Source organism: Cytobacillus sp. (genome assembly GCF_032154635.1).
Lineage (GTDB): Bacteria > Bacillota > Bacilli > Bacillales > Cytobacillaceae > Cytobacillus.
In genome coordinates this window covers 83,889-108,912 of sequence record NZ_JALDXW010000012.1, presented here as the reverse complement: position 1 = coordinate 108,912, position 25,024 = coordinate 83,889, and the positions used below count along the sequence as shown (strand labels likewise).

General features: G+C 39.1%; 26 protein-coding genes. 16 read left to right on the top strand and 10 right to left on the bottom strand.

Annotated elements, in window-relative coordinates:
* Positions 1 to 23 precede the first annotated feature (23 nt).
* Positions 24 to 1,193, bottom strand: a complete 1,170-nt coding sequence (locus RUH74_RS10870; RefSeq protein ID WP_313800321.1) for a CapA family protein — start codon at positions 1,191 to 1,193, stop codon at positions 24 to 26.
* Between the two features lie 153 nt (positions 1,194 to 1,346).
* Between RUH74_RS10870 and RUH74_RS10865 the strand changes: the two genes are divergently transcribed.
* Both RUH74_RS10865 and RUH74_RS10860 read left to right on the top strand, forming a co-directional pair.
* Positions 1,347 to 1,877 carry a GNAT family N-acetyltransferase gene (locus tag RUH74_RS10865; protein WP_313800320.1) on the top strand — a complete coding sequence of 177 codons (531 nt, stop codon included), beginning with the start codon at positions 1,347 to 1,349 and terminating at the stop codon, positions 1,875 to 1,877.
* 3 nt (positions 1,878 to 1,880) lie between these two features.
* The gene (locus tag RUH74_RS10860) at positions 1,881 to 2,477 is read left to right on the top strand and encodes a class I SAM-dependent DNA methyltransferase (RefSeq protein WP_313800319.1); all 597 of its coding nucleotides are present in this window, start codon (positions 1,881 to 1,883) and stop codon (positions 2,475 to 2,477) included.
* 97 nt (positions 2,478 to 2,574) lie between these two features.
* On the opposite strand, the gene RUH74_RS10855 is transcribed toward RUH74_RS10860, so the two are convergent.
* Both RUH74_RS10855 and plsY read right to left on the bottom strand, forming a co-directional pair.
* Entirely contained in the window at positions 2,575 to 3,342 is a 768-nt protein-coding gene (locus RUH74_RS10855) for an ATP-binding protein (RefSeq protein ID WP_313800318.1), read from the bottom strand.
* Positions 3,343 to 3,663: 321 nt separating this feature from the next.
* Positions 3,664 to 4,251: a glycerol-3-phosphate 1-O-acyltransferase PlsY gene (gene plsY / locus RUH74_RS10850; RefSeq protein ID WP_313800317.1), complete on the bottom strand. Its 588-nt coding sequence runs from the start codon at positions 4,249 to 4,251 to the stop codon at positions 3,664 to 3,666.
* A gap of 233 nt (positions 4,252 to 4,484) precedes the next feature.
* On the opposite strand from plsY, the gene RUH74_RS10845 reads away from it, so the two are divergent.
* On the top strand, positions 4,485 to 6,206 hold the full coding sequence (locus RUH74_RS10845) for a glycosyl hydrolase family 18 protein (RefSeq protein ID WP_313800316.1): 1,722 nt from the start codon (positions 4,485 to 4,487) through the stop codon (positions 6,204 to 6,206).
* A 69-nt stretch (positions 6,207 to 6,275) separates the two neighbouring features.
* Here the strand turns inward: RUH74_RS10845 and ade (RUH74_RS10840) are convergent, their stop codons facing one another.
* The 7 genes from ade (RUH74_RS10840) to RUH74_RS10810 all read right to left on the bottom strand — a co-directional run bounded on the left by ade (RUH74_RS10840) (position 6,276) and on the right by RUH74_RS10810 (position 13,496).
* Positions 6,276 to 8,021 carry an adenine deaminase gene (gene ade / locus RUH74_RS10840; protein WP_313800315.1) on the bottom strand — a complete coding sequence of 582 codons (1,746 nt, stop codon included), beginning with the start codon at positions 8,019 to 8,021 and terminating at the stop codon, positions 6,276 to 6,278.
* 11 nt (positions 8,022 to 8,032) lie between these two features.
* Positions 8,033 to 8,347 (bottom strand): XdhC family protein, encoded by a 315-nt coding sequence (locus RUH74_RS10835; RefSeq protein WP_313800314.1) that lies wholly within the window; start codon positions 8,345 to 8,347, stop codon positions 8,033 to 8,035.
* Entirely contained in the window at positions 8,329 to 9,159 is an 831-nt protein-coding gene (locus tag RUH74_RS10830; protein ID WP_313800313.1) for an XdhC family protein, read from the bottom strand. Before RUH74_RS10830 ends, RUH74_RS10835 begins: the two co-directional genes overlap by 19 nt.
* Positions 9,160 to 9,164: 5 nt before the next feature.
* Positions 9,165 to 11,459: a xanthine dehydrogenase family protein molybdopterin-binding subunit gene (locus tag RUH74_RS10825; protein ID WP_313800312.1), complete on the bottom strand. Its 2,295-nt coding sequence runs from the start codon at positions 11,457 to 11,459 to the stop codon at positions 9,165 to 9,167.
* Positions 11,456 to 12,331 carry an FAD binding domain-containing protein gene (locus tag RUH74_RS10820; protein ID WP_313800311.1) on the bottom strand — a complete coding sequence of 292 codons (876 nt, stop codon included), beginning with the start codon at positions 12,329 to 12,331 and terminating at the stop codon, positions 11,456 to 11,458. The genes RUH74_RS10825 and RUH74_RS10820 overlap by 4 nt, the downstream gene beginning before the upstream one ends.
* Before the next feature lie 74 nt (positions 12,332 to 12,405).
* Complete coding sequence (locus RUH74_RS10815; protein ID WP_313800310.1) at positions 12,406 to 13,005, bottom strand: nucleotidyltransferase family protein; 600 nt, start codon at positions 13,003 to 13,005, stop codon at positions 12,406 to 12,408.
* On the bottom strand, positions 13,005 to 13,496 hold the full coding sequence (locus RUH74_RS10810; RefSeq protein ID WP_313800309.1) for a (2Fe-2S)-binding protein: 492 nt from the start codon (positions 13,494 to 13,496) through the stop codon (positions 13,005 to 13,007). Before RUH74_RS10810 ends, RUH74_RS10815 begins: the two co-directional genes overlap by 1 nt.
* 254 nt (positions 13,497 to 13,750) lie before the next feature.
* Between RUH74_RS10810 and RUH74_RS10805 the strand changes: the two genes are divergently transcribed.
* The 13 genes from RUH74_RS10805 to ade (RUH74_RS10745) all read left to right on the top strand — a co-directional run bounded on the left by RUH74_RS10805 (position 13,751) and on the right by ade (RUH74_RS10745) (position 24,894).
* Complete coding sequence (locus RUH74_RS10805) at positions 13,751 to 14,107, top strand: Na-translocating system protein MpsC family protein (protein WP_313800308.1); 357 nt, start codon at positions 13,751 to 13,753, stop codon at positions 14,105 to 14,107.
* 252 nt (positions 14,108 to 14,359) lie between these two features.
* Positions 14,360 to 15,688: a nucleobase:cation symporter-2 family protein gene (locus tag RUH74_RS10800; protein ID WP_313800307.1), complete on the top strand. Its 1,329-nt coding sequence runs from the start codon at positions 14,360 to 14,362 to the stop codon at positions 15,686 to 15,688.
* 43 nt (positions 15,689 to 15,731) lie between these two features.
* The gene (locus RUH74_RS10795; protein ID WP_313800306.1) at positions 15,732 to 17,192 is read left to right on the top strand and encodes a dihydroorotase; all 1,461 of its coding nucleotides are present in this window, start codon (positions 15,732 to 15,734) and stop codon (positions 17,190 to 17,192) included.
* Between the two features lie 125 nt (positions 17,193 to 17,317).
* Complete coding sequence (locus tag RUH74_RS10790) at positions 17,318 to 17,908, top strand: cysteine hydrolase family protein (RefSeq protein WP_313800305.1); 591 nt, start codon at positions 17,318 to 17,320, stop codon at positions 17,906 to 17,908.
* The gene (locus tag RUH74_RS10785) at positions 17,901 to 18,491 is read left to right on the top strand and encodes a UbiX family flavin prenyltransferase (RefSeq protein WP_313800304.1); all 591 of its coding nucleotides are present in this window, start codon (positions 17,901 to 17,903) and stop codon (positions 18,489 to 18,491) included. The genes RUH74_RS10790 and RUH74_RS10785 overlap by 8 nt, the downstream gene beginning before the upstream one ends.
* On the top strand, positions 18,488 to 19,825 hold the full coding sequence (locus RUH74_RS10780) for a UbiD family decarboxylase (protein WP_313800303.1): 1,338 nt from the start codon (positions 18,488 to 18,490) through the stop codon (positions 19,823 to 19,825). The genes RUH74_RS10785 and RUH74_RS10780 overlap by 4 nt, the downstream gene beginning before the upstream one ends.
* Before the next feature lie 299 nt (positions 19,826 to 20,124).
* A complete protein-coding gene (locus tag RUH74_RS10775; protein ID WP_313800302.1) occupies positions 20,125 to 20,388 on the top strand; it encodes a BMC domain-containing protein in 264 nt (87 codons plus the stop codon).
* A 16-nt stretch (positions 20,389 to 20,404) separates the two neighbouring features.
* A complete protein-coding gene (locus tag RUH74_RS10770; RefSeq protein WP_313800301.1) occupies positions 20,405 to 21,376 on the top strand; it encodes a hypothetical protein in 972 nt (323 codons plus the stop codon).
* A 27-nt stretch (positions 21,377 to 21,403) separates the two neighbouring features.
* Entirely contained in the window at positions 21,404 to 21,757 is a 354-nt protein-coding gene (locus RUH74_RS10765) for a BMC domain-containing protein (protein WP_313800300.1), read from the top strand.
* Positions 21,758 to 21,778: 21 nt separating this feature from the next.
* Positions 21,779 to 22,060, top strand: a complete 282-nt coding sequence (locus RUH74_RS10760; RefSeq protein ID WP_053475955.1) for a BMC domain-containing protein — start codon at positions 21,779 to 21,781, stop codon at positions 22,058 to 22,060.
* Between the two features lie 2 nt (positions 22,061 to 22,062).
* Positions 22,063 to 22,788, top strand: a complete 726-nt coding sequence (locus RUH74_RS10755; protein ID WP_313800299.1) for a hypothetical protein — start codon at positions 22,063 to 22,065, stop codon at positions 22,786 to 22,788.
* Positions 22,789 to 22,801: 13 nt separating this feature from the next.
* A complete protein-coding gene (locus RUH74_RS10750; RefSeq protein WP_053475957.1) occupies positions 22,802 to 23,080 on the top strand; it encodes a EutN/CcmL family microcompartment protein in 279 nt (92 codons plus the stop codon).
* Between the two features lie 5 nt (positions 23,081 to 23,085).
* Positions 23,086 to 24,894 (top strand): adenine deaminase, encoded by a 1,809-nt coding sequence (ade, locus tag RUH74_RS10745; RefSeq protein WP_313800298.1) that lies wholly within the window; start codon positions 23,086 to 23,088, stop codon positions 24,892 to 24,894.
* The last annotated feature ends 130 nt before the right edge of the window (positions 24,895 to 25,024 follow it).

Here is a 25,024-nt window from a genome sequence, read left to right as displayed (position 1 = left end):
TGTAACATTTTATCAATTTAGGCTCAATTCATAAGGGATAAATTACCTAACATATGCTGTTGAATTTCTCCATAAATAGTTTTGGCATTTTCCAAACCGAATTTGCCTGCGTCCTGAAGAGGCACGACACGGTAATTCCGTATATAGTCAATTTTTGAAACATATGTTGGGTAAAAGGCAGGGTCATTTAAAGATACTTTTACACCATCTATATCAACGGTCTTTGTCACCTCAATCGTTGCCATTCCTCCGATATCTTTATAATTATTATTTTGTCCTGAAATGAGGTTTCCTAGGGAGTAGATTACTAGTGTTTGGTGTCCATTCGAAGCTTTCTTCCATTCCATCGGCTGCAGCACATGCGGGTGGTGACCGAAAATAATATCAACACCTTCTTCAGCAAGGAACTGAGCCAATTCTTTCTGTTCTGTACTTGGAAAACGCTGATACTCATTACCCCAATGAATGCTCATTACGATGACATCTGCTTTTTGTTTGGCACGGGTTATTTCTTCCTTCATAGCTTTTCGATCAATTAAATTAACAAGATATTCCTTTCCCTTAGGAACAGGAATGCCATTCGTACCATATGTGTAGGATAAATAAGCAACTCGAATCCCACTAGCGTTCAAAATTTGTAGTTGCTGTTTTTCACTTGCATTCTTAGATGTGCCCACTTGCGGCAAGCCTATTGCATCTAAGTAATGAATAGATGCAACGAGACCTTTTTCGCCTTTATCTAAGGAATGATTATTAGCCGTTGAGACGATATCTACGCCTGCATCTTTTAGTGCATCTCCAACCTCTTGAGGGCTATTAAATAAAGGATAGCTGGATATCCCAATTTCCTTCCCGCCTAGAATCGTTTCCTGGTTGGCTAGTAGAAGATCTGGCTGCTGAAGGGTTTGTTTTATGTGCTGAAACATGGGAGTGAAATCGTAACCATCAGCTGTTTTTGCATCATTGTAAATCCAATCATGTATAAGAATATCGCCGACTGCACCAAGAGTAATCGTTTTGCTGTATAATTTTGCTTCAACAAATGTTTTTCTTTGCTCATGAGATTGAATGGGTAGGAGGACAAACCCATTTTTCTTTGATTCTTTATACATATTTATAATGAGTAAGGAGGATAAAGTAATTAATGCCACACAGAATAAAACAGAAAATAAAAATGATAGCCTCTTTTTCATTGTGTACTCCTTGTATAGATGTTTACGTTTACTATAATATAAAATTGGGAATAGTTCTCTCTCATAATATGATAATCTTAAAAATAACAATCGTTGAAGGATTCATTTATGTGAAGAACTTTTAAAGCAGTATTCTTCAGAGGAGGGGTTATCTTGAAAGTACAATCTGGCATAATATCACTTAGAAATACAGAAATAAAGGATTTAGATTTTATTTGTAGCCTAGAATCGGATGATGAAAATGCAAAATTTATCATCCCATGGTCTAAAGAAAAGCATAAAAAGGCAATCGAAAATATTGATATATTACACTTGATTATAGAAGATAGGAACGGAAACTATCCCGTAGGCTATATTATTATTGCTGGATTAGAAAATCCTAACTTAAGCATTGAGCTTGTAAGGATTACTATTAGGGATAAGGGAAAGGGTTATGGGAAGGAATCATTCAGGCTTATTAAAGAATGGGCATTTTCGAAACAAAATGCTAATCGTCTATGGTTAGATGTAAAAGTAAACAACTTGCGTGCCTTTAATCTATACCAAAAACAAGGATTTGTGATTGAAGGCACATTGAGGGAATGTATAAAAAATGGAAATGACTTTGAGTCTTTACATATTATGTCAATCTTAAAAAGTGAGTTTGAAAAAAGTAAATTTATATTTAATAAAATAGGGGAGTGAAGGATGGAAAATAGTGTTTTTGAACAGATGGCAAAAAGATATGATACGGCTGAAAGAATAGAATTAGCCAAAGTTATAGTTAAGGAAGTAAGACGAGAATTACGAAATAGTAAAGAAAAATCTTTAATAGACTATGGGGCTGGTACTGGTCTAATTAGTTTGGAAATCTCAGATTTAGTAGATTCTATTTTGTTGATAGATTCATCAAAACAAATGTTGGATGTTGCGAAAGCTAAAATTTCTCGTATGGGAAAGACCAATACAAAAATCCTTTATTCAGATTTTACTCAAGAAACTCCTGAACTTAAGGCAGACGTAGTTTTAATGTCACTCGTCCTTCTTCATATTGCTGATACCGGAAATATTTTACAAGCGATGTTCAATATTTTGAATGATGGAGGGAAGCTAATTATTATTGATTTTGACAAAAACGAAAAAATAAATCATCCAAAAGTTCATAACGGTTTTTCACATGAAGATTTGAAAAAAAGATTATCCGAAGTTGGATTTAAATCAATTGAAATTAAGACATTCTTTCATGGGAATCGTATTTTTATGAATCAAGATGCCTCAATGTTTATATCCAGCAGTATAAAGTGAATTTATTTTTGGGGGATTAGATTCTAGATCAGTCCCCTTGTCATTAAGCCTGTAAATAAAAAACGGCAGCCATTAGGGGCCGCCTATTTCATAAAAACTATAATCTATTGTGGGTGGGGAGGATAATCTTAAAGGTTGAACCTTTTCCGAGTATGCTCCTTATAAATATTTGACCTGAATGTTCTTCAATAATTTTCTTGCATATATGGAGCCCAATACCAGTTCCGGTATTCTTTGTCGTATAAAATGGGGTAAACAGATTGTTTAATGTTTCATTTGTCATTCCACAGCCATTGTCCGTTATATATATGCAGACGGCTGATACATCCTCTACTTCTACTAAGATATCAATTTTCCCAGGAATCTTTTCACTGTTTACTGTAATTGCATCAATAGCGTTTTTTATGAGATTAATGAATACTTGTTTTAATTGCATTCCATCTGCAAAAATGGAAGGAATTTGATCTGGTAGCTGGATATTCAGAAGAATGTTATGAAACAATGCTTCACTTTCATATAATAAGGTAATCTCATGAATGATTTTTTGTAAAAAAATTTCCTCTTTTTTATTCATTTGCGGTTTCGCAGCATTTAAATATTCAAAGATGAGATTATTTGCTCTATTTAATTCGTCAATTGCGATATCTACATATTTTTCTTTGCCACTTTCAATTAAATAAGGTCTTAGCAGCTGAAGAAAGCCCTTTACAGATGTTAATGGGTTCCTAATTTCATGAGCAATCCCAGCTGCCAGTGCATGAATATTCTCTAAATATTGCGGATAAATAGATGTACTGAGTTCATCATTTGAATCAAGCCTTAAATTATTTTCTTCCTCAAGGATTCGTTTGTTTAATTCTTTCATAATTAATCATCCTTACTATGATTATTTCTTATAAAAGCAAAAACAGCCAACTGACAAGAATTTTTTTCTTAATCTAAACTATGACGAAAAAAATCAAATTATGTTCAGTAATGTAATATTTTTTATGTAAGGAATGAAAAAAAGAAGAAAGAAGACTTTCTGACTATATTATACTAAAAATCATAAAGTTATCAATAACGAACAATAATAACTATTAATTCGAACGACAAAACAATCACAATTTTGTAAAAAAGTGAATCCAGGAATAGAGGCAATAGAAAAAAACAGCAGAAGAATCTGCTGTTTTAGAATGTAAAACATCTACAACCATTTTACTTTTGGCTCAGTTTTGTTGATAATCCGTTTAATATTCGCCCGGTGCCTATAAATAACAAAAGTGGACATGATCAGGACTACTATAATAAGGGGAGGATCCCAAACAATCAAGGAGTAAATGACTGCAACAATTGCAGCAAGCATAGATGATAAAGATACGTATTTTGTAAAATATAAACAAGCAAAAAAGACAATTAACATAATGATAAACATAGGAAATGCATATCCTAGCAGAACTCCACCTGATGTAGCTACTGCTTTTCCGCCCTTGAAACCTGCAAAGATTGGGTACATATGACCGATCACTGCGAAAACGCCTGGTATTAGCCTATGCATATCCTCTGTACCAAGGAAAAGCGGAAGTAATACGGCAATGGTTCCTTTTAAAATATCCGCAATTGTAACAACCAAGCCAGCTTTTTTTCCTAGTACTCGAAAAGAGTTTGTCCCACCTAAATTTCCGCTGCCATGCTCACGTATATCCACTCCATGGAAAACTTTCCCAATAATTAAACCAGAGGGGATAGACCCGAGTAAATAAGCTAATACAATAATTATTCCGTTTGTTACCATGCAAACTCTCCTTCAAACTTTATGTCAGGTGCCTATATTGTACCATGAGGAAAATATAAAATACTATGTACAAACGTAATGAAATAACCAAGAATGATATTATTATTGAGCAATATTGCTCAATATGAAACTTTTCTATTTCCATTATCGTTATCTTTAAAGGGAAAATCTACTCATATGCCTTCCAAATTCCAGCATTTTTCGTTACGATAGTTTTAAGGAGGAAGTATACAATGGCTCGTGTTGAATATCATAAACAAAAATCACATTCGATGGGCTGGATCATTGCTGGACTATTGATTGCATTTTTATTAATTATTTCAAGTGTTATTTTATTGCTGTATCCATTTGCATCTACTGAGAGAAAAGCTTATTTCCAAGGGGAAAACCCAATTTTGTTCGAAGGGGCACAGGCTGGAAATGCAATCGTTGAGAGCGGAAGCGTATATATGCCGTATACTTTCCTAAAAGAATATATAGATGACTCCCTTATCTTTGATGAAAAATCTAACTCGATTATTTTGACAACGAAAGATAAGGTGATACAAATGCCTTCTGAATCACTGACTTATTATGTGAATGAAGAACCTGTTGAATTACACTTTTCCATATTTAAAGTAAGCAACGGGGAAAAGTACATCGCTCTTGAACCTTTATTAGCCTATTATCCCATCGAATATTCAATCTTGCCGGACACAAATGCTATTTGGCTGAAAAAAGATGGAGAAGAAATCGTTCATGGGCGGGTGACAGATAAGAAGACCAACGAGGAGAAGCTCCGCTTACGAACAGATGCTAATTTACAATCTCCTTATACTGTAGAAACAGTGCAAAATGATAAACTATTTATCGAAAAGGAAAAGGAAGATTACTATTTTGTTAGAAAAGAAAATGGAATCGCTGGGTATTTGAAAAAAGATTTTGTTGTACGTGAGGATCTCATTGAAAAGGTTTCTATCCCACATGAAAAAGAAGAAATAAATGCACCTAAAATTTCTGGACCGATACATCTTACTTGGGAGGCAGTATATACAAAGAATCCGGATCCGGCAAAGATGCCAAAAATGCCAGGTGTCAACGTCATTTCACCAACATGGTTTGAATTAGGTGACAGCAATGGGGCGATAAAAAATCTAGGTTCCCTTGATTTTTCAACTTGGGCTATGAAGCAGGGTTATCAGGTATGGGGGTTGTTTTCTAACGCGTTTGATCCGAAGCTAACGCACGAAGCCTTTAAAGATTTTGAAACAAGACAGAAGATGATTAGACAGCTTCTTCACTTCAGTCAAATTTATCATTTAAACGGAATTAATCTCGATATTGAAAATGTAAATCCAGATGATGGGCCGCTTATTACACAATTTGTTCGTGAAGCTGTTCCGTATTTTCATGAAGCAGGTCTAATTGTTTCGATGGATGTTACATTTATTGCAAGTGGAAATTGGTCTGCTTTTTATGAAAGAGAAAAACTTGCAAGTCTCGTAGACTATATGATTGTTATGGCTTATGATGAGCATTGGGGATCATCACCGGTTGCTGGAAGTGTAGCCAGTCTTCCGTGGGTAGAGACTAACTTACAGAAGCTATTGGAAATCGTTCCGAATGACCACCTTATATTGGGTGTTCCGCTTTATGCAAGACTTTGGTCAGTAAAAGACAATGGGGAGGTTTCCTCAAAAGCGCTTTCAATGAGCAAAGTACAAGAGTGGCTGACGGAAAATGGATTAACTCCTGTATATGATGAAAAAAGCGGGCAGAACTATGCGGAGCTTTACTCTGAAGCTGAACAAACAACGTATAAGATTTGGCTGGAAGATGAGTTGTCTTTAAGTAAACGTGCTGACTTGGCAATGAAATATGACCTTGCCGGTGTTGCTAGCTGGTCAAGGTTTTTCGCGGATGATTCCGCTTGGACGGCACTTTCTTTAAAAGAAGGGCAAGTGACGAAGAAGTAAGATAAGAAGCTAGGGACTAATTAAATGGAGCCCTAGCTTTTTTATAGTTATTAATTAGTCTATCAATGTTCATATTTCGACATGAATATGACTAAATGTTTTTACATCAAATAACCCAAGATCCGTTATCTTAAGTTCGGGTATCACTGGTAAAGCTAAAAAGGAGAGAGTGATAAACGGATTAAATTCAAAAGTACAGCCGATTTTTATTAATGCCTGATTTATTTCCTTCAATCGATCATAAATTTCGATTGACCGCATAGTAGACATAAGACCTGCGATTGGTAGCGGAAGGGAGGAAAGAAGTTCCCCATTTTGAACAACAACTAATCCGCCTTTCATTTCTGAGGTGTGAGCAATTGCTTCTAAAAGATCCTCATCAGACGAACCGGCAGCGACAATGTTATGTGAATCATGAGCAACTGTAGAAGCAATGGCCCCATTTTTAATGCCAAGTCCTTTAATAATTCCTAGACCGATATTGCCAGTCATTTTGTGCCTCTCAAGTACAGCGATTTTTAACAAATCTTTTTCAAGATTATATTGGAACAGTCCTTTATGAGAATCGACCTCCTCAACAAGATGCTTTGTTACAATCATATTTGGCACGATTTCTATTATGTTTGCCTGTCTTCCATTAGCAATTTCGATTTGAAGCTGTTCACTTGATAGCGGTTTTATGTTCACACTATCAATGATTGAAGAGGGGGGGACTATTTTTGAAACCCAAGGATTTATAACTTTTCCGTTTTGAGCAACGAGCTTACCAGATTTATAAACTTGATCAATTTCAATTAAATGAAGATCTTTTACTATCATAAAGTCAGCTTCATATCCGGGAGCGATGGCCCCTTTTGTTTTTAGGCCAAAGCATTCTGCCGCATTTAATGTGGCCATTTGAATAGCCAGAATGGGGTCTAGCCCTTCATTAATTGCTAGTTTAATATTGTAATCGATACTTCCTTGATCAATCAATTCATCCAAATGCTTGTCATCGGTTACGAATAAGCAACGTCTAGCGTTGTATTCATTCACAGCTTTTAAGAGGGTGATTAAGTCTTTAGCAGCAGATCCTTCTCGGAGCATGACGTACATCCCCTTTCGAAGGCGAGCCAATGCTTCATCAGCTGTTACACATTCATGGTCCGTTCGAATGCCGGCAGCCATATAAACATTAATCTCATCTCTATCTAAACCAGAAGCATGACCATCAATATGTTTGTCTTTTGAATGGGCATCAATCAGCTTATGGAGCATGCTTTCATCATTCTGCATAACAGAGGGGTAATCCATTACTTCTCCTAGTCCGATCACTCGAGGATGGCTATAAAAAGGTGCGAGATTTGTATATTCAAGTGAGGCACCTGCGTTTTCGAAAGGAGTTGCAGGAACACAGGATGGCAGCTTTATTAAAACTTCTAGCGGGATATTTTCTGATGCATCCAGCATGTATTCAATGCCCTTTGTTCCACTTACATTAGCAATTTCATGTGGATCAGCAATGATTGTTGTTACGCCATGCGGGAGGACAACATTAGCAAATTCGGCCGGGGTAACCATCGCTGATTCAATATGCACATGACCATCAATAAAACCTGGGATGATGTATTTTCCACCTGCATCGATCGTTTCGTGTCCTTCAAACTGGCCAATTCCAGCAAAAAAACCATCTACGATTGCAATATCATTTTCTAAAATTTCTCTAGTAAAAACATTGACGATCTTTGCATTTTTGATAACTACATCAGCGGGAGCTCTTTTTGCAGCGACAGTAATTCTTCTTTTTAGAGATTCAATTGTGAGCTTCAATAGCATTTCCCTCTTTCTTATACTTTTTCTATATATAATTCCATAATTCCCCCGCAAATTCCTCCATCCTCGTAGTAAAGTCCTTTTGTCAGATCAACGATATGTTTAATGGGATTATTTGATTGTATGACCTTGAGCGCCTTCTCAATCACTTCCGCTTCTCCACAGCCGCCACCGATTGTCCCTTCAATTCTTCCAGTTGGAAAAATAATCATCTTGCTGCCAGTTTTTCGGGGAGTCGAGCCTTTCGTACGGATAATTGTTGCTACTGCTGCATCCTCACCATTAGACTTAATCTCGATTGTCCGTTTGATTAAATGTAGCTGTTCCATTTGATTGCCCCCTCACGAAAGCCCAATTTTGTATATTTGCTGATCATCAAGCTTAACGATGCACCTGACGCTTGATTTTTTATCATCAATATTTCTGCCATAATGCTTATAGCGATTTCTTCTGGTGTTTGGGCACCAATATCAAGCCCGACTGGGGTAAATAACTTGTCAAAGCTTTCATTAGGAAAGTCACCCTTTAATTGTTCAAAGACACCGGAAATTCGTCGTCTGCTCCCAATCATTCCAATGTAGGCAGGTTGCTCTTTTCTTTTTAGCAGTTCCTGCAAGCTTAAAACATCATATTTATGTCCTCTTGTCAAAAGGAGTATATAGGTTTGCGCCGTTAACTCTGCCTTTTGGAAAAAATGCATAAAGGACTGACAGATAACTTCATCAACATGAGGGAATCGTGCCCTGTTAGCAAATTCTTTTCGATCGTCTATAACGGTTACATAGAATCCAAGTGTTTTCCCGATCAAGGTTACTGGTTCAGAAACATGTCCAGCACCTGCAACAATTAAATGGATCGAAACCGGAAAATATTCTGCAAAACATTCAACCGGTGATCCGTTCCATGAAAAAGAAAATGTTGCCGAGCGTTTTCTTCTAAACAGTTTTTCAGCATGATTCATGATCATTTGCTGTAAAGAAGGAGGGCAGGGGAAATCGGTATAGAATTCCCCCGTTGGCAGTAAAAGTGCTTTAAGTCCATTAATCTCGCGCATGTCACAATCAGTAATCGTAAGTAAAAAGACTTCTTTGCGCTCTTTTATTGATTCAGAAAGTTTCTGGAATAAGCTGTCATTCATCATTTCTATCACCTTGCATGTAGAGCATTTTGTTTTTTTTCGTTTTTTAGTGCATTGAAAATTCTTTCAGGAGTTGCTGGCAGTTGATAAATTCTTGCTCCAGTTGCATCATATATAGCAGACATAATTGCAGGAATGATTGGAATCATCACTACTTCTCCAATTCCTTTTGCACCGAATGGCCCCGTTTGTTCCTCATCCTCGACAGGGAAGGTTTCTATTACTGGAGTTTCTCGGATTGTAGGAATGATATAATCAGTAAAGTTTCTAGTCTTATGGAAGCCATCCTCGATGATTACGTCCTCATATAGTGTGTAGCCAATCCCCATGACTGCACCGCCTTCAGCTTGGCCTTCTAATCCTTGAGGATTTATCACTATTCCAGCATCAGGGATAGAGACCACTCGAAGAACTTCCGTTTCACCAGTTAATGTATCAACTTCGACCATTACCACATGAGTTAAATAGCCGTACAAGTGGTGGGGAGCACCACCTGAACCTTTAATTTCTGCTTTTTCCTTTGGAAGGAGGAAATGGCCTTCTACTTTGGTTGGTTTATGGCGGTTAAAAAGGTATTCATAAATTTCTTCGTATGTGACATATTCTTCTTTTGCAGTTAAGCACCCACGCTGTACGATGACATCGGATAAAGGAACTTGGAGGATATCAGCAACGGCACTTGTGAGAAGCTTGATCATATTTGGTGCGGCAGCTGCAACGGCTCTTCCTCCTGTATAAGTCGAGCGGGAGGCAGTCACGGTCCCGCCATCGAGTGTTTTGGCAGTGTCTCCCTGAACAATTTTGATTCTACTAATATCACAATTTAGTATTTCAGCAGCAACCTGTGCATATGCAGTACCATTTCCGCCGCCAATTTCTTCACATCCAACTGCAACTAAAAATGTTCCATCTGCTAAAAGTTCAATAGTGGCAGAACCATAGTCTGGCAGCCCAATTCCCATGCCGATTCCATGGAAGGAGGTTGCTAGGGCAACACCTCTTTTTTTCCAAGGCTCACTAGCTTCTTGTTTGTATTGGCTGCGATTTTTCCAGAGGTCACAGTGTTCTGCGACCTCTAGCGTTTTATAAGTGCCGACACTTGTTTTTACGACATGCCCCAAGCTTGAATGTTCTCCTTGGTGGTATACATTTTTTTTGCGAATATCAATCGGGTCCATTTGGAGCTCCTCAGCAATCATATCTAAATGGGTTTCAATTCCTATGCAGACTTGATTGACGCCAAATCCTCTAAATGCTCCAGAGATGCCGTTGTTTGTGTATACACAAAAACCTTCAAGATTGACATTTGGAATTTTATACGGGCCGCAGGAATGTTCGATAGCAAGAGCAATCACAGCGCCACCAAGAGAAGCATATGCACCTGTATCAGCAACAGCTCTAACTTCGTTGGCAAGCAGGGTCCCATCATTTTTGGCAGCCGTTCTCATTTGTACTTTGAATGGATGCCTTTTGATGCCCGCAATAACGGATTCTTCTCGGCTTAAGTGGATTTTCACTGGACGTCCATTCGTATTCATTGCAAGAAGAGCGAGGTATATTTGAACAGTTATTTCATCCTTCCCGCCAAAAGCACCACCGATTGGACTGGAAATGACTCTTATACGCTCTGGATTATAAGCGAGTGCACGTGCAATTTGCATTCGATCACGGTATGCATATTGGCCAGGGCAACGGATTGTAATCAATCCTTCCTCATCCATCACACCCCATCCGCCTTCTGTTTCAATGAAGGCATGCATTTGCCTAGGAGAATAAAATGTGTTTTCAATGATGATATCTGCTTCTTTAAATGCCTTTTCCGTGTCTCCATTTTTAATTTTCACATGGCTATGAATATTGCCGTCAGGATGGAGTTTTGGCGCTGTTTCAGCCATTGCCTGTTCTGCATCTGTAACAGCTTCTAGCGGCTCATATTCAACTTCGATGAGTCTAAGTGCTTGTTCTGCAATTTCTTGTGTCTCTGCGGCAACTAATGCTACAGCGTCACCAGTGCACCTGACAATATCAGAAGCAAGGACAGGCTGATCGGGAACAACGATGCCAAAGCCATTAAATCCGGGAATGTCTTCATGCGTGAGAACGCAAATGACTCCAGGTAGCTGACGGGCTTTTTCAGTATGGATTGAATGGATTTTAGCAAAAGGGTACTTCGCTCGAAGCACTTTGCCCCATGCCATATTTTCAAAATGATAATCCGTCATATATTTTAATTCACCTGTTACCTTTTCTGGACCGTCAATTCGTTTGACTCGTTTTCCTACCCAATTCAATGATTGTTTCATTTATTTTCCCACCTCTTCATTAACCGATAAAGACCTCTTTTAAGCAGTGCACTTGCCATGTCACGCCGGTATTCAGCCGTAGCTCTCCCATCGGTTATCGGCATAACTTCTTTCCATGCAACCTTTGCAATATTTTCAATGATGTCATCTGTTAGGGGACTTAAGGGTAAGAGTGCTTCACATTTTTTTGCGCGGACAATAGTCGGCGCAACTGAGCCAAAGGCAATTTTTCCTTCTAAGCACTTGCGGTCCTTAGCCATGCTGAGCATAATCGCAACGTTTACAATTGAAATCGATTGCGCTTTACGTGGCCCTAGTTTTTGGAATATCCCGACTTCGTTTTCAGCTTGTGGCTGGATAATAATGTTTGTGATCATTTCATTTTGCTTCATTATCGTTCGGCCCGGACCGATAAAAAATTGATTGATTGGTATGAGCCTCTTGGTATTCAGTGATTGAAGCTCGATCGTTGCATCCAGTACATACAGAGCCGGAATCGTATCTCCTGCAGGGGAAGCAGTACCAATATTCCCGCCAATCGTCCCCATATTTTGCATTTGTACTGCTCCAACTTCACGAGCTGCCTCAACAAGTACATTTGCTTTTTTCTGTAAAAGGGGAGAGTGGATAATATCTGTATGGGTTGTTAAAGGACCAATATGGATCGTTCCATTTTTTTCTTTAATATAACGCAATTCCTTTAATCTCTTAATGTTAATCCAAGTTGAAGGACGCCATTTTCCTTCCTTCATCCGCACAACTGCGTCTGTGCCGCCAGCAATTAGTCGGTGTTCGGTTTCATGACTTGATAGAATGAGCAAGCAATCATTTACTGTTTGCGGTGTGATGATATCTATTTCAGAAACTAGCATTTTTGTCCCTCCTTAATAGAAAAGCGGAAGAGCGCTCAGGGTGCTGGCGCTAGACAGCTTTATCTTTTTCGTTTTTATTGTTTAGCATTGTACAAATCCAATGCATTTTGATAGTCCGTTGGCGTGTTGATATTAAGATTTATTAGTGAATTATGAATAGGAACTTCGATTACTTTTGTATGATATTTTTGAAATAGATTGCGGAGCCCCTTTGTTTCTTCACTGATGGAATGTAAATCTTCCATGATTTTTGCAGAAAATAGAACAGGGTGCCCTCGTTTTCCGCCGTTAACAGGGACTGAAATGAAGGCGTTATTCTTTCCAAGTGCCTCTATAAGTTTAGTAATGATTATTGGATTTGTCGGCTGATCAACTGCTGTAATTAATATTGCTTCTGATTCCTTGTCGATAATCTGAAGTCCAGTCAAAATAGAAGCGCATTTTCCATTTAAATAATTCGTGTTCCTAATGGCTGTCACAGAGTAATTTGCCGCTATTTGCAGAAAGTGTCTTGATTCGAAGCCAGTAACAACAATAATTTGTGAGAGATTAGAAGTTTCTAATACATGAAGCTGATGCTCGAATAATGTTTTCCCATGCCAAGGGAGGAGACCCTTCAGACGGCCCATTCGAGTGGATTGTCCAGCAGCAAGAAGAATGGCTGCAACTTTCATTAGACAGGTAAAGTCCCTTTTTCTTGCTTTTGTTTTTTGGCAGCCGTTTGGATCGCTTGAATAATTTTTGTATAGCCTGTACAGCGGCAGAGATTTCCTCCAAGAGCCATTTTTATTTCATCAACTGTTGGTACATGATCAATATTCTTTAGGAAAGCCTTTGATGCGACAATGATTCCGGGCGTACAGTAACCGCACTGAGTTGCACCTTCTTCAACAAACGACTCTTGGATGATGTCCATATTCTCAGTTAAACCAATCCCTTCACAGGTTGTAATTTCTTCATTTTCAACCTGGCCAAAGAGCACTAGACATGAGCATACAACTTCTCCATTCAGTAAAACAGAGCATGATCCACACTCACCCTTCCCACAGCATTCTTTACTTGCTGTCATATCCAAATCCTCACGCAGTACGTCCAATAATGTTTTCGCTGGATGACATGACACAGAATAGAGGGAGCCATTTACAGTGAATTGTCGTTCTTTCATCTTTCTCCTCCTTACGTAAAATAAATGATTCTAGAATAATTATGGTGGAAATTGTAAGAAAACATCGAACGGAAATGAGTTTTTAGTGACAACGTTTGACATTTTTCCTACGTGCAATTAGATAGAATAGGTTGTAAGCTGCTAGATTGATCATTCCTAGTATTTAGTTTCTTTTGATGTAATGCTACATTTCCGATAACTCTATTGGTATGAAAAGTGGATTAATTCAATATAGTGATGGACAGGGGGCAAATATGTCTACTATTTCAATACATTTCCAGCATACCTTTAAAAAGGATCTTGCTTTTTTGTACAATCGAGTAAACCAAGAAATCTATGGAGTGGGTGTGAAAAAGCAGCGGATTGAAACATTTGATGACCGTGTTATTATTTTCGCCCAGCATAAACGTGTGCAGGCATTGCGAATGCTTAGCAAGAACTTTCAGCACCTTACTATTTCGGTTGATTCAGCATTGATTGTTGAATTTAAATCATTATTTAAGGGACAGATTGAAAGTACACTAGGTTTAAAAGTAAAAACGATCTTAAAAGATTATGACCCTTTTACAGAAGAAGCGTGTACTATTATATATTTTGCTGAATATATGTAAGAGAAAGAGCGACTTAGAGATTAATGTGCAGCGCGCATTTATCTTTAATCCCATATTGAAAGCGGTTACTATAGCTTTTGTTGATCGAAAGTTAATTGAAACCGCAGCAATAGACCATTCTGTTTCATGGATGAGCTCTATTGCTGCGGTTTTTTTATATATACTTTTATTCCGCATCGGGAGGTGAAAGGTGATACGTGTGTTTGGTCTTCATAGAAAAGCTTAACAAAGAAAAAACCAGGGGGAATGTCTTTGGAAAAGCTAAATACTTGGAAAGTGGGTACATTAGGATTCCAGCATGTACTGGCTATGTATGCAGGTGCTGTAATCGTACCGTTAATCGTAGGTCCTGCGATCGGACTAAACGCCGAGCAGCTTGCTTATCTAATATCAATTGATCTTTTTACTTGTGGGATTGCGACCTTACTGCAAGTAATAGGCGGGAAACATTTTGGGATAAAATTGCCTGTCATATTAGGATGTACTTTTACTGCAGTTGGGCCAATGATTGCGATTGGAAACATGCAGGGGATCACAGCTATTTATGGTGCGATCATTGCTTCAGGAATTATCGTAATGATCTTATCCCAGTTTATGAGTAAAATTATGAGGTTTTTCCCGCCAATTGTAACAGGGTCTGTTGTTGCAATTATAGGTGTGTCTTTAATTCCTGTTGCAATGAATAATGCGGCAGGTGGCCAAGGAGACCCTAGTTTTGGAAGCTTAGAAAATTTGTTTTTAGCCACATTGACGCTTATTTTGATTATTATCATGAATCGTTTTTTTAAAGGATATATGCGTGCAATCTCCGTACTGCTTTCATTGATTGCTGGAACGGTTGTTGCCTATTTTATGGGTATTGTCAGTTTTGCAGAGGTCGCAAACGCTTCTTGGTTTCATTTGGTTCAACCTTTTTATTTCGGATTTCCTACCTTTAATGCATCAGCCATTCTTACGATGACCCTTGTTGCTATTGTGAGCATGATTGAATCAACCGGAGTGTTTCTAGCTTTAGGGGATGTATGTGAAAGAAAACTTGATTCAAAGGATATAAAAAAAGGGCTGAGAGCAGAAGGGCTTGCGGTTGTAATCGGAGGAATATTTAATTCATTTCCGTATACATCATTTTCACAAAACGTTGGCCTTGTTGCACTTACAAAGGTAAAAACTAGAAACGTAGTTATTGCTGCAGGTGTCATTCTAATGATTCTGGGACTATTGCCAAAAGTGGCTGCTTTAACAACGATTATTCCAATGGCTGTATTGGGAGGAGCGATGATTCCGATGTTCGGTATGGTTATATCATCAGGCATTCGCATGCTTTCCACTGTCGATTTCAGTAAAAATGAAAACCTGCTCATTGTTGCATGCTCGATTGGAATCGGACTCGGTTCAGCCGTTGTCCCAGCTATTTTTGGAAATCTTCCAGAGAGTGTCCGCTTACTTGTTGAAAACGGTATTGTTATCGGAAGTTTAACCGCAATTTTATTAAATCTGGTATTTAATTATAAAGAAATTAATAGTAGTAAGAGTGAGCAGCTTGAACAATTGAAAAATGATCATTCAATGGAGGTCATTTGACGATTCTAAGTAGCAAATTATTTTAATTGATGGAGGTCATTATATGGATTTAATTTTGAAAAATGCAAATATCCCACAAGGGGATCGTCAAGTATTAACAAATATTCTCGTGAATGATGGAAAAATTATTGGTTATTCAAACGACATAAGCTTTCTAAATGCAGAAAAAGTGATAGATATTGAAGGAAAACTCGTTGTTCCTGGATGTATCGATCCGCATACGCATTTCATGGATCCTGGCTTTACCCATCGGGAAACGTTTGCAACAGGAAGCCGTTCGGCTATTGCTGGTGGATTGACTACGATTATTGATATGCCATGCTGCAGCAAGCCTTCTGTCCGGGATGGGGAAAGTTTTCAGAAGAAAATTGGACCGATTCGTGACCAAGCCTATGTAGACTATTGTTTTTGGGGCGGAATGACTGGAGAGGATGCACGTGAAGGCTGGCTCGATAATATTTACCCGCAAATTGAAGAAGGGGTCGTGGCATTTAAGGTATATATGACACCGTCAGTCCCAACTTTCCCTCGCGTTTCAGATGCGGAAATGCTGGAGATTTTTAAGGCTGTGTCAAAAACAGGCTTGCCAATTGGTGTGCATGCTGAAAACTATGATATTTGCACATTTAATTCTAAGAAACTAGAAAAAGAGGGCCGCTTTGATGGACCAGCATGGGCAGAAGCACGCTCAACTCTTGCAGAAAAGGTGGCAATTGAATTAATCATTAGTTTTGCCGAAGCGACAGATGCACGTGTTCATGTTGTGCATATGACGACTAAGGAAGGAGCAGAGCTTGTTAAAGCAGCGAAAAAACGCGGAGTAAAAGTAACGGCTGAGACATGTCCGCACTATTTAGTGCTAAACGCAAAGGATTCAATGTCTGAGCGTGGTTCTTTTGCAAAAATTGCCCCGCCATTACGCGGAAAAGAGGATAACGAAGCACACTGGCAAGCCTTAGCAGACGGAACTATCGATTTTGTGGGAACCGATCATGCCCCATACGAAATTGCTACGGAAAAGGATTTTCCAGGTGCAACGATTTGGAATACGTTCCCAGGCATACCTGGCGTGGAAACAATGGTGCCGATTCTTGTGAGTGAGGGATTAAATAAAGGACGTTTATCTCTTTCGCGTTTTGTTGAGGTGACGAGCAGAAATGCGGCTATCCACTATGGCATTTACCCGAAAAAAGGTTCAATGGAAATTGGTAGCGATGCCGATTTCACTGTGATTGATCTTGATAAAGAGTACGTAATCGATGAACAGAAAACAGAATCAATGGCAAAATATAATCCGCTTCACGGGATGAAATTAAAAGGTAAGCCAGTCCAAACAATTATCCGAGGCAATGTTGTATATGAAGATGGAAAAGGCGTCGTAGGGCAAGCTGGATACGGCCAGTATGTTCCACGCCAAAGCATCCAGCGTCTTGAAAGAACATTTAAGTATGAGAAATTTGAAGCAGCAAAGGTAGAAGCGAAGGAAACGGTAAAACAAAATTGATTTTTGTCGAATCATCGATATATCTGAAAATTCGTAGATAAAGTAGCTGATTTCGTAGATATTTTTCAAACTTCGCAGATAAATAGGTTCATTTCGAAGATAAAGCTAGAAAGGATGATTAGAAAGTGGAGTTACAAGGAAATAAGCATTGTATTGTCGTTATAGATATGCTGAACGATTTTATTGATGAAAAGGGTGCACTTTGCTGTAAAAATGGCGTGAAAATCGTACCGAAGATTAGAGAACTAGTTGATTTTGCTCATGATAATCAAATTCAAGTGGTTCATGTGCAAGAGGCACACCGAAAGAATGATCGTGATTTCCGAGTGAGACCAGTGCATGCGGTCAAAGGCACGTGGGGCTCAGAATTTATTCCAGAGCTGCAGCCGAATGAAGAAAAAGGAGATTATGTTGTTCAGAAAAGAAGACATAGTGCCTTTAGCTTTACAGATTTTGATCTGTTCCTTAGGGAAGAAGAGATTGATACGGTTGTCTTAACAGGGGTTTGGACAAATGTTTGTGTAAGAAGCACAGCCTCTGATGCACTTTACCATGGCTACAATGTGATTTGTATTTCTGATGGAACAACTTCACAGGATGAGGATATGCATGTATCCGGATTAAGAGATATTGATATTTTTGGTGATATTTACACGACTGAGGAATATAAAGAAGCAGTTAAAAGTAAATTCTCCCTAGATGAACGGGTTGTCTAATTTTACGCAAACAAGTGAGAGAAAAAAGCGGATTTTAGTGGGGATAACTGGAGCAAGCGGATCAATCTATGGCTATACATTGATCCGCGCCCTTCATCAATTAGATGTAGAGACGCATGTTATTGCGACGGAAATGGGAGAAAAAGTCATGCAATTTGAGTGCGGGATCGGGATGAAGGAGCTCAGGGAATATGCCACGATTCACAGCAACCAAAACTTGTTTGCTTCGGTAGCTAGCGGATCTTACCTCACAGATGGAATGGTCATCGTCCCATGCTCAATGAATACACTTGGAGCGATTGCTAATGGTGTAGGGGATACGCTTTTAAGCAGATCAGCTAGTGTAGTTTTAAAAGAAAAGCGAGATTTCGTTATCGTCCCACGTGAGGCTCCTTTTAATCTCATTCATTTACGAAATATGACTAAATTAGCAGAAACGGGTGCTTGTATTATGCCGGCTTCTCCAGGATTCTATCATAAACCAACAGAAATATGGGAGCTGGCGAATTTCATGGTCGCTCGTATTCTAGACATGCTCGGAATTGATCATCGTTTGCTTGAAAGATGGGGGGAAAAAGCATGAACGCTGTAACGATGAGAGCATTATTGGATGATTGGGAAAGTAGAGGGATATTGTATCGAATTAAGAAAGAAGTAGACCCCCTTTATGAACTAGGAGCGATTATTAATACGAAAAATGGGAAGCAGCCATTCCTCTTTGAAAAAATAAAAGGATATCAATCACAAATGGCAGCTGGACTTGGAGGAGACAGAGAGCTGCTTGCTGACAGCATGGGTATCCATTCTTCAGAATTGATTCCAAAAATTATTGATTCCATTGTGAATCCGATTCCAACGACATTAAAGGAGTCTGGACCTGTACAGGAAAATTTAGTGACCGGTGATTTTGATCTGGCAGATCTTTTTCCAATTCCAACTTACCATGCTGATGATTCTGGCGCCTATTATGTGTCTGGTATTCTCGTTGTTAAAGATATAACTGGACAGAAAAGGTATACATCGATTAGAAGAATGCAGTATTTGGGGGGTAATCGGACGAATATCTTAATAACCTCTCCAGAATTAATGGAGCAATACGCTTATTATGAGCGTTTAGGTCAGCCGATGGAAATAGCTGTTATGTTTGGTGTTGTTCCGGCAGTCGTACTTAGTTCCCAAATTAGTACGCATCTCTACCATACGGATAAGCTCAATGTCGCAGGTGCGATGCTTGGACAATCCTTAGATGTGGTTCGTTGTAAAACAGTAGATTTGGATGTGCTTGCGGAAGCAGAAATTGTCTTTGAAGGACATATGCTGCCGTACGAAAGAGAAATGGAAGGTCCTTTTGGAGAATTAGCAGGTTATTATGGTACGCGTTCTCCTCAGCCGGTCATTGAGATATCAGCGGTTACTTATCGAAATCAGGCCATCAATCAAACAATTTTTCCATCTAGCTATGAAGAACGACTGCCGATGGCACTTGTTCGTGAAGCAACTTTACTTAGTACTGTCCGGCAGGTTGTTCCAAATATTACAGGTGTACATATTCCAATGGGAGGTGTAGCCCGCTATCACGCAGTCATTCAGATTAAAAAGAAATCAGAAGGGGACGGAAAGCAAGCGGCTCTAGCAGCTTTTGCCAGTGATAAAGATCTAAAGCACGTTGTTGTTGTTAATGATGATGTAAATATTTTTGATTCGGATGATGTGGAATGGGCGATTGCCACGAGAGTACAGGCTTCAGAAGATATTTTTATTGTCCCAGGGGCAAAGGGTTCTCCGCTTGAATCGTCCCACAACTTAAGAGGGGTTACCGACAAAATGGGGATTGACGCAACCTACCCGATTGGCAAAGAAGAACTATTCCGAAGAACCTCCATCCCAATAGAAATTAATCTAGAAGACTATTTATAGTGTCTTTCTCCGGTGCCTGGCACCGTTCGTGGACATTTTGGGGTGTTTTGTACGTGTGAAATGGACACTTTAGGGGAAATGCGTTTTATTTTTACAGATTAAGTAAGTATTACATTTTTCGAATATGAGAACTGTCTAGCTCCAACGCCTAGCGCCTATTGGACTTCCCTCCCCTCCTACAATAAGTCAACATCGAATCGCTATCGCTCTTCGTGTTTCCTTTATCTCGTCGGGGATGGTCCAGTCCATACGGCGCTATGCAGGGCGCTTGCGCTTTTCGTAGTAGGGAGTGAGAACGTATGAAGGCAATTGGCATGATTGAAACGAGAGGATTCATTGCAGCCATTGAAGCCCTTGATTCTATGGCAAAGGCAGCAAATGTCAGTTTAGTTGATTTAAAAAGAGTGGGTTCGGGGCTTGTAACCGTAATTGTAGAAGGGGATGTAGCTGCCGTTTCAGCTGCTGTTGAAATTGGTAAAACAGCGTACAGCAGAACCGGTGGGGAGCTTATATCATTCAATGTGATTCCTCGTCCTCATTCAGAGCTTAGCAAAATCCTTTAATGGAGGTGAATAACCGTTGTCTGATTTTATGAAAAGCATCGTTCAGGAAGTAATGAAACCGAATCAGAAACCGAAGGAGAACCCTCTTTTCAGCGGAGAGACTCGCTTTGTGTATTCTAAATCTTCGGCTGTAAATAAACCTCAGCAGACACCTCAAGAAATTAACCGGCCAAACTATCAACAAAAAAACAGACAGAAGAACTTATCCTTTATCAAAGAAAATTCAGCAGATTCAAGAGAAAATAGCCGATCGAATGTAAAAAATGAGAATCTGTCACCTGTTTCTGCAAAAAGTGATTACAAAGATCCGTTAGCAAGGCTTCAAACATTGTCACTTGTACAAGGAAATCAACCAATTCATCAACAGCAAATCCATACATCCATTAGGAAAAAACATTTCCAGGAAGAAAGTCAATTGATTGGGCAAACCAGGGATGGCTTAAAAGCTTGGCTATACTCGAGTCCTCATCCAATGCTGCTGCAAAATTTTCAACGATCGATAAAATCAAATGCAATCGGTGTTATTACCTCTCGAAAATGTCAGCTAGGACAGCTTTTCATAGTAAATGAACTATTAAGAGAGCATCCGGCAATGAAGTACTGTTTGTCATGGGATAAAAACAGCAAGGAAAGCTTTGTTCTTGAATTATATGAAGACAATGCTGAAATCCTTAGGCGGGCACTAAAGACTTTTTTCCAGCGTCTTTCACAAAATTCATTTAAACAAATACAAGTTTATCAAGCTCACTCTCCAAGTCCATGGCTAACAAAGCAACTGGATTTAACAACACAAGTGGACGGTGTGGCTGTAGTTGAAGGGATCGAATACTACGCAGCTATGTTTTTATTAGATCGCTTTTTTAAAAAATCACCAGAAAAAAATATTAAGTATAAGATTGATAGAGACTACCTATTATTACACGGAAACTACGAAATTATTAAAGAAGTATCGGAAGAATTGCTCAAGCAAGCCGAGCATTTAAGCTAATTTAAAAATTGAAGGGCGGGAAAGGGATTGCAAGCACTTGGTTTAATTGAAACAGTTGGCTATTTAACAGCTGTTTCGGCCGCAGATGCTGCTGTTAAAGCTGCAGATGTAGAAATTGTCGGGATTGAGAAAGTTATCGGGGTGAGCGGATATCTTGGAGTAACCGTTCATTTTAGCGGTGATGTGGCCGCTGTAAAATCAGCGGTTGATTCTGGTAGGGATGCAGCTGAACGAATAGGAAAAGTAATTTCCTCGCATGTTATTCCGAGGGCACACCAAGAAGTAGCTGGAAAACTTTTGCCGCATTTTAAACTAGAAAAGAAGTCTGTTATTGAAGATAAACCGGACCATTCAGGTTTAGAAGAAGATGTGGAACAATAACCAATTTAAGGAGGCAGCAAAATGGGTGAAGCATTAGGATTAGTAGAAACAAAAGGACTAGTAGGTGCTGTTGAAGCAGCAGATGCGATGGTAAAGGCAGCGAATGTGGAAATCTGTGGATACGAAAAAGTTGGGTTCGGACTTGTTACTGTAATGGTACGGGGAGATGTTGGTGCGGTAAAAGCAGCTACGGATGCAGGAGCAGAAGCGGCAAGCCGTGTGGGTGAACTTGTGTCTGTCCATGTCATTCCTAGGCCACATAGTGAAGTAGAAAGAGCATTATTATCCAAAAAAGGTGAATAAGGATGGGTTTTAAAAAGCAGAGTGTACTAATGAGGGATACTCTGCATGAACTTTTTAATCGTAATTTGCACAACAAAAAGCGGAATCTTTCTGTTCTGGCTCTGATTACCACTCATCTGATTGGAATGGATTCAGGACTTTCTTTTTTAAGTAAGATAAAAAATGAGGAAGTCAGTGTTCGTTTCACCGCAGAAGAAGAAGTATTTAACCATATCTCTATCGAAGAAATAGTAAAGACCATTCACACTGACAACTGGATTCCTCAACGCTTAATATCCGAGAATGTTCTCTCTCATACAGATGTAATTTTAATTCCCAACCTGTCTTTTTCATTGGTATCAGATATCCTTTCTTTTAATGAGAATCGACTATTTGTCCGATTAATATTGATCGCCTTGTTAAGAGGAAAAACGGTAATGGCCGTAAAAACAGGGGCAGATCCTTATCATCCCCTTTGGCGCATAAAGGGGATGGATAATGGGACAAATGGACTAAAAAGAAAGCTTTATAACCAAATGATGCAATTGAAGGATATGGGGATTACGTTAATCGATGAAAAAGAGAATTTTTCTATTCGAAAAGTAAAAAAAACAGTTATTAATGAGGAAACGATTCAATATTTCCATCAGCAAAATATTAATAGTTTTGTCATTTCAAAGGAAATGATTATTACACCACTTGCTAAAGATAAAGCGAAAGAACTAAATATTACACTTACGTTTAAATAAGGGGACGATGAATATGCAAATGGGTGTTGTGGTCGGTCGGGTAACAGCAACTAAAAAAGATGAAAACCTAGTAGGAACAAAGCTTCTTATTACCCAGCCGATCGGAATAGATGGCAATGTGTTATCGAACCCCATAATTACTGTAGATACCGTAGGTGCTGGAATTGGAGAACGAGTGATATTTGTGTCAGGAAGCATGGCAGGAAGAGCGATAAAGAATAAAGAGGCGCCCATTGATGCAGCAATTATCGGCATTATTGATAGTTTAGAAGGAACGACGTTAGGAGGTTAAGACTAGTGGACGCGTTAAAGGTAAAGAAGGCATTACAGTATCGCAAATTAATAGATGTTTTACTTGATCCAAAGCTTTACGCAGATATCGTACTAAAGGGCGGTTATTTTATCAATGTTATTACCCGTGAAATCTATGAAGCAGATGTGGCAATTAAAGGTGAGCATATTTTAATGGTTGGGAATGTGAAGGACTTAATTGGCCCGAAAACTAATGTTGAGGAAATCCGAGGAAAATTCGTTAGTCCGGGCTTTATCGATTCACATATGCATTTTGAAAGTGCGATGCTCACTTGTACGGAGTTTTCAAAGCTATCCATTCCGACTGGAACAACGACATTAATTGGTGACCCGCATGAAATTGGCAATGTGCTTGGGGTTGCTGGCATGAAGGAAATGATTGAGGAAGCGAAAACGCTCCCGAACCGGATCCTTTTCACTATTCCATGTGCAGTGCCTGATGCACCGGGTCTTGAGACATCAGGTTATAATGTAACAGCAAAGGATATGAAGGATTTGCTGACTGATCCTTGTGTACAAGGAATCGGGGAAATTCAGAGCTTCAGTAATATCAAACCGGTTTATGAGCATGCACCAGAATTAATTGATGACCTTGTAGCTGCTGTTACCTATGCCAGTGCAATCGGAAAAACAGTAGAAGGAAACGCTCCTGGCCTATTTGGACGTGAACTTGCAGCACATATAATAAGCGGAGGTACACACGTATCCTGCCATGAAACGACGACTAAGGAAGAAACGGTTGAAAAGCTCAGGTACGGGGTGAGTGTTTTCATGCGGGAAGGTTCGTCACAGCGGAATATGGCCGAATGCATCCGCGCCATTACTGAAGATGGATTAGATTCCAGACGTGCCATCGTCGTTTCGGATGATATGGTTCCAGCGGATCTTCTAAAGTACGGTCATATGAATGACATCATACGCCGTACAATTGCAGAGGGAATGGATCCTGTCGAAGCCATTCAAATGGCAACGATCAATCCTGCCACACATTTTGGTTTCAAAGATGTAGGTGTGCTTGCTCCTGGAAAGCGTGCAGATATCGCAGTAATTAGCGATTTAAGGAATATGACAATTGATCAGGTTTATTTGGGAGGGAAAAAAGCGGCGGAAAAAGGCGAATTAACAATTGAGATTCCTTCTTATATTTACCCTGAAAGTGTAAAGAAATCAGTGAAACGCAAACCTGTTACGAAAGATGAACTTTTAGTAAAAGCAAGCGGTAGTCGTGTAAAGGTCCGCGCGATTGAAGCGATTCCATTCCAAAACTTAACAGGCGGCAGGGAATTTACCTTAAATGTAAAAGATGGCGTAGTTCAGCCTTGTCTGAAGCAGGATGTGCTTCCTTTATTTGTCATCGAGCGTCATGGAAGAACAGGGAAAATCGGAAAAACCTTTTTACAAGGCTTCGATATGAAGAGCGGAGCAATTGCTGAAAGTGTGGCACATGATACACATAATATTATTGTGACGGGAACGAATTATGAGGATATGGTGACAGCGGTTAATCGGGTAATTGCAATGGATGGCGGAATTGCAATGATTAAAGATGGAAAAGTCGTTGGAGATTTGCCACTTCGTATTGGCGGGTTAATGACCGATGAATTAACAGGAAAAGAAATGAGTGAAAAGGTTGATGAACTATCAAGGCTTGCTAAAGAAGTACTTGGCTGTGGAATGGAAGTTCCATTCATGCATTTATCCTTCTGGTCATTAGTTACTAGCCCAAAATGGAAAATTACTGATAAAGGCTTAATCGATGTGGATAAATTTGAAGTTATTCCGACGATTGTTTAAGAAAATACCATTTACCAAATACCTGGTAAAACACGTTTATTTAGCAATTCATTGGAGTTATCTAGCAATTCTTGTAAGTTATTGTGCACTTGTAAAGTGTTATCTAGCTTTTTTCAATATTTATCTAGCA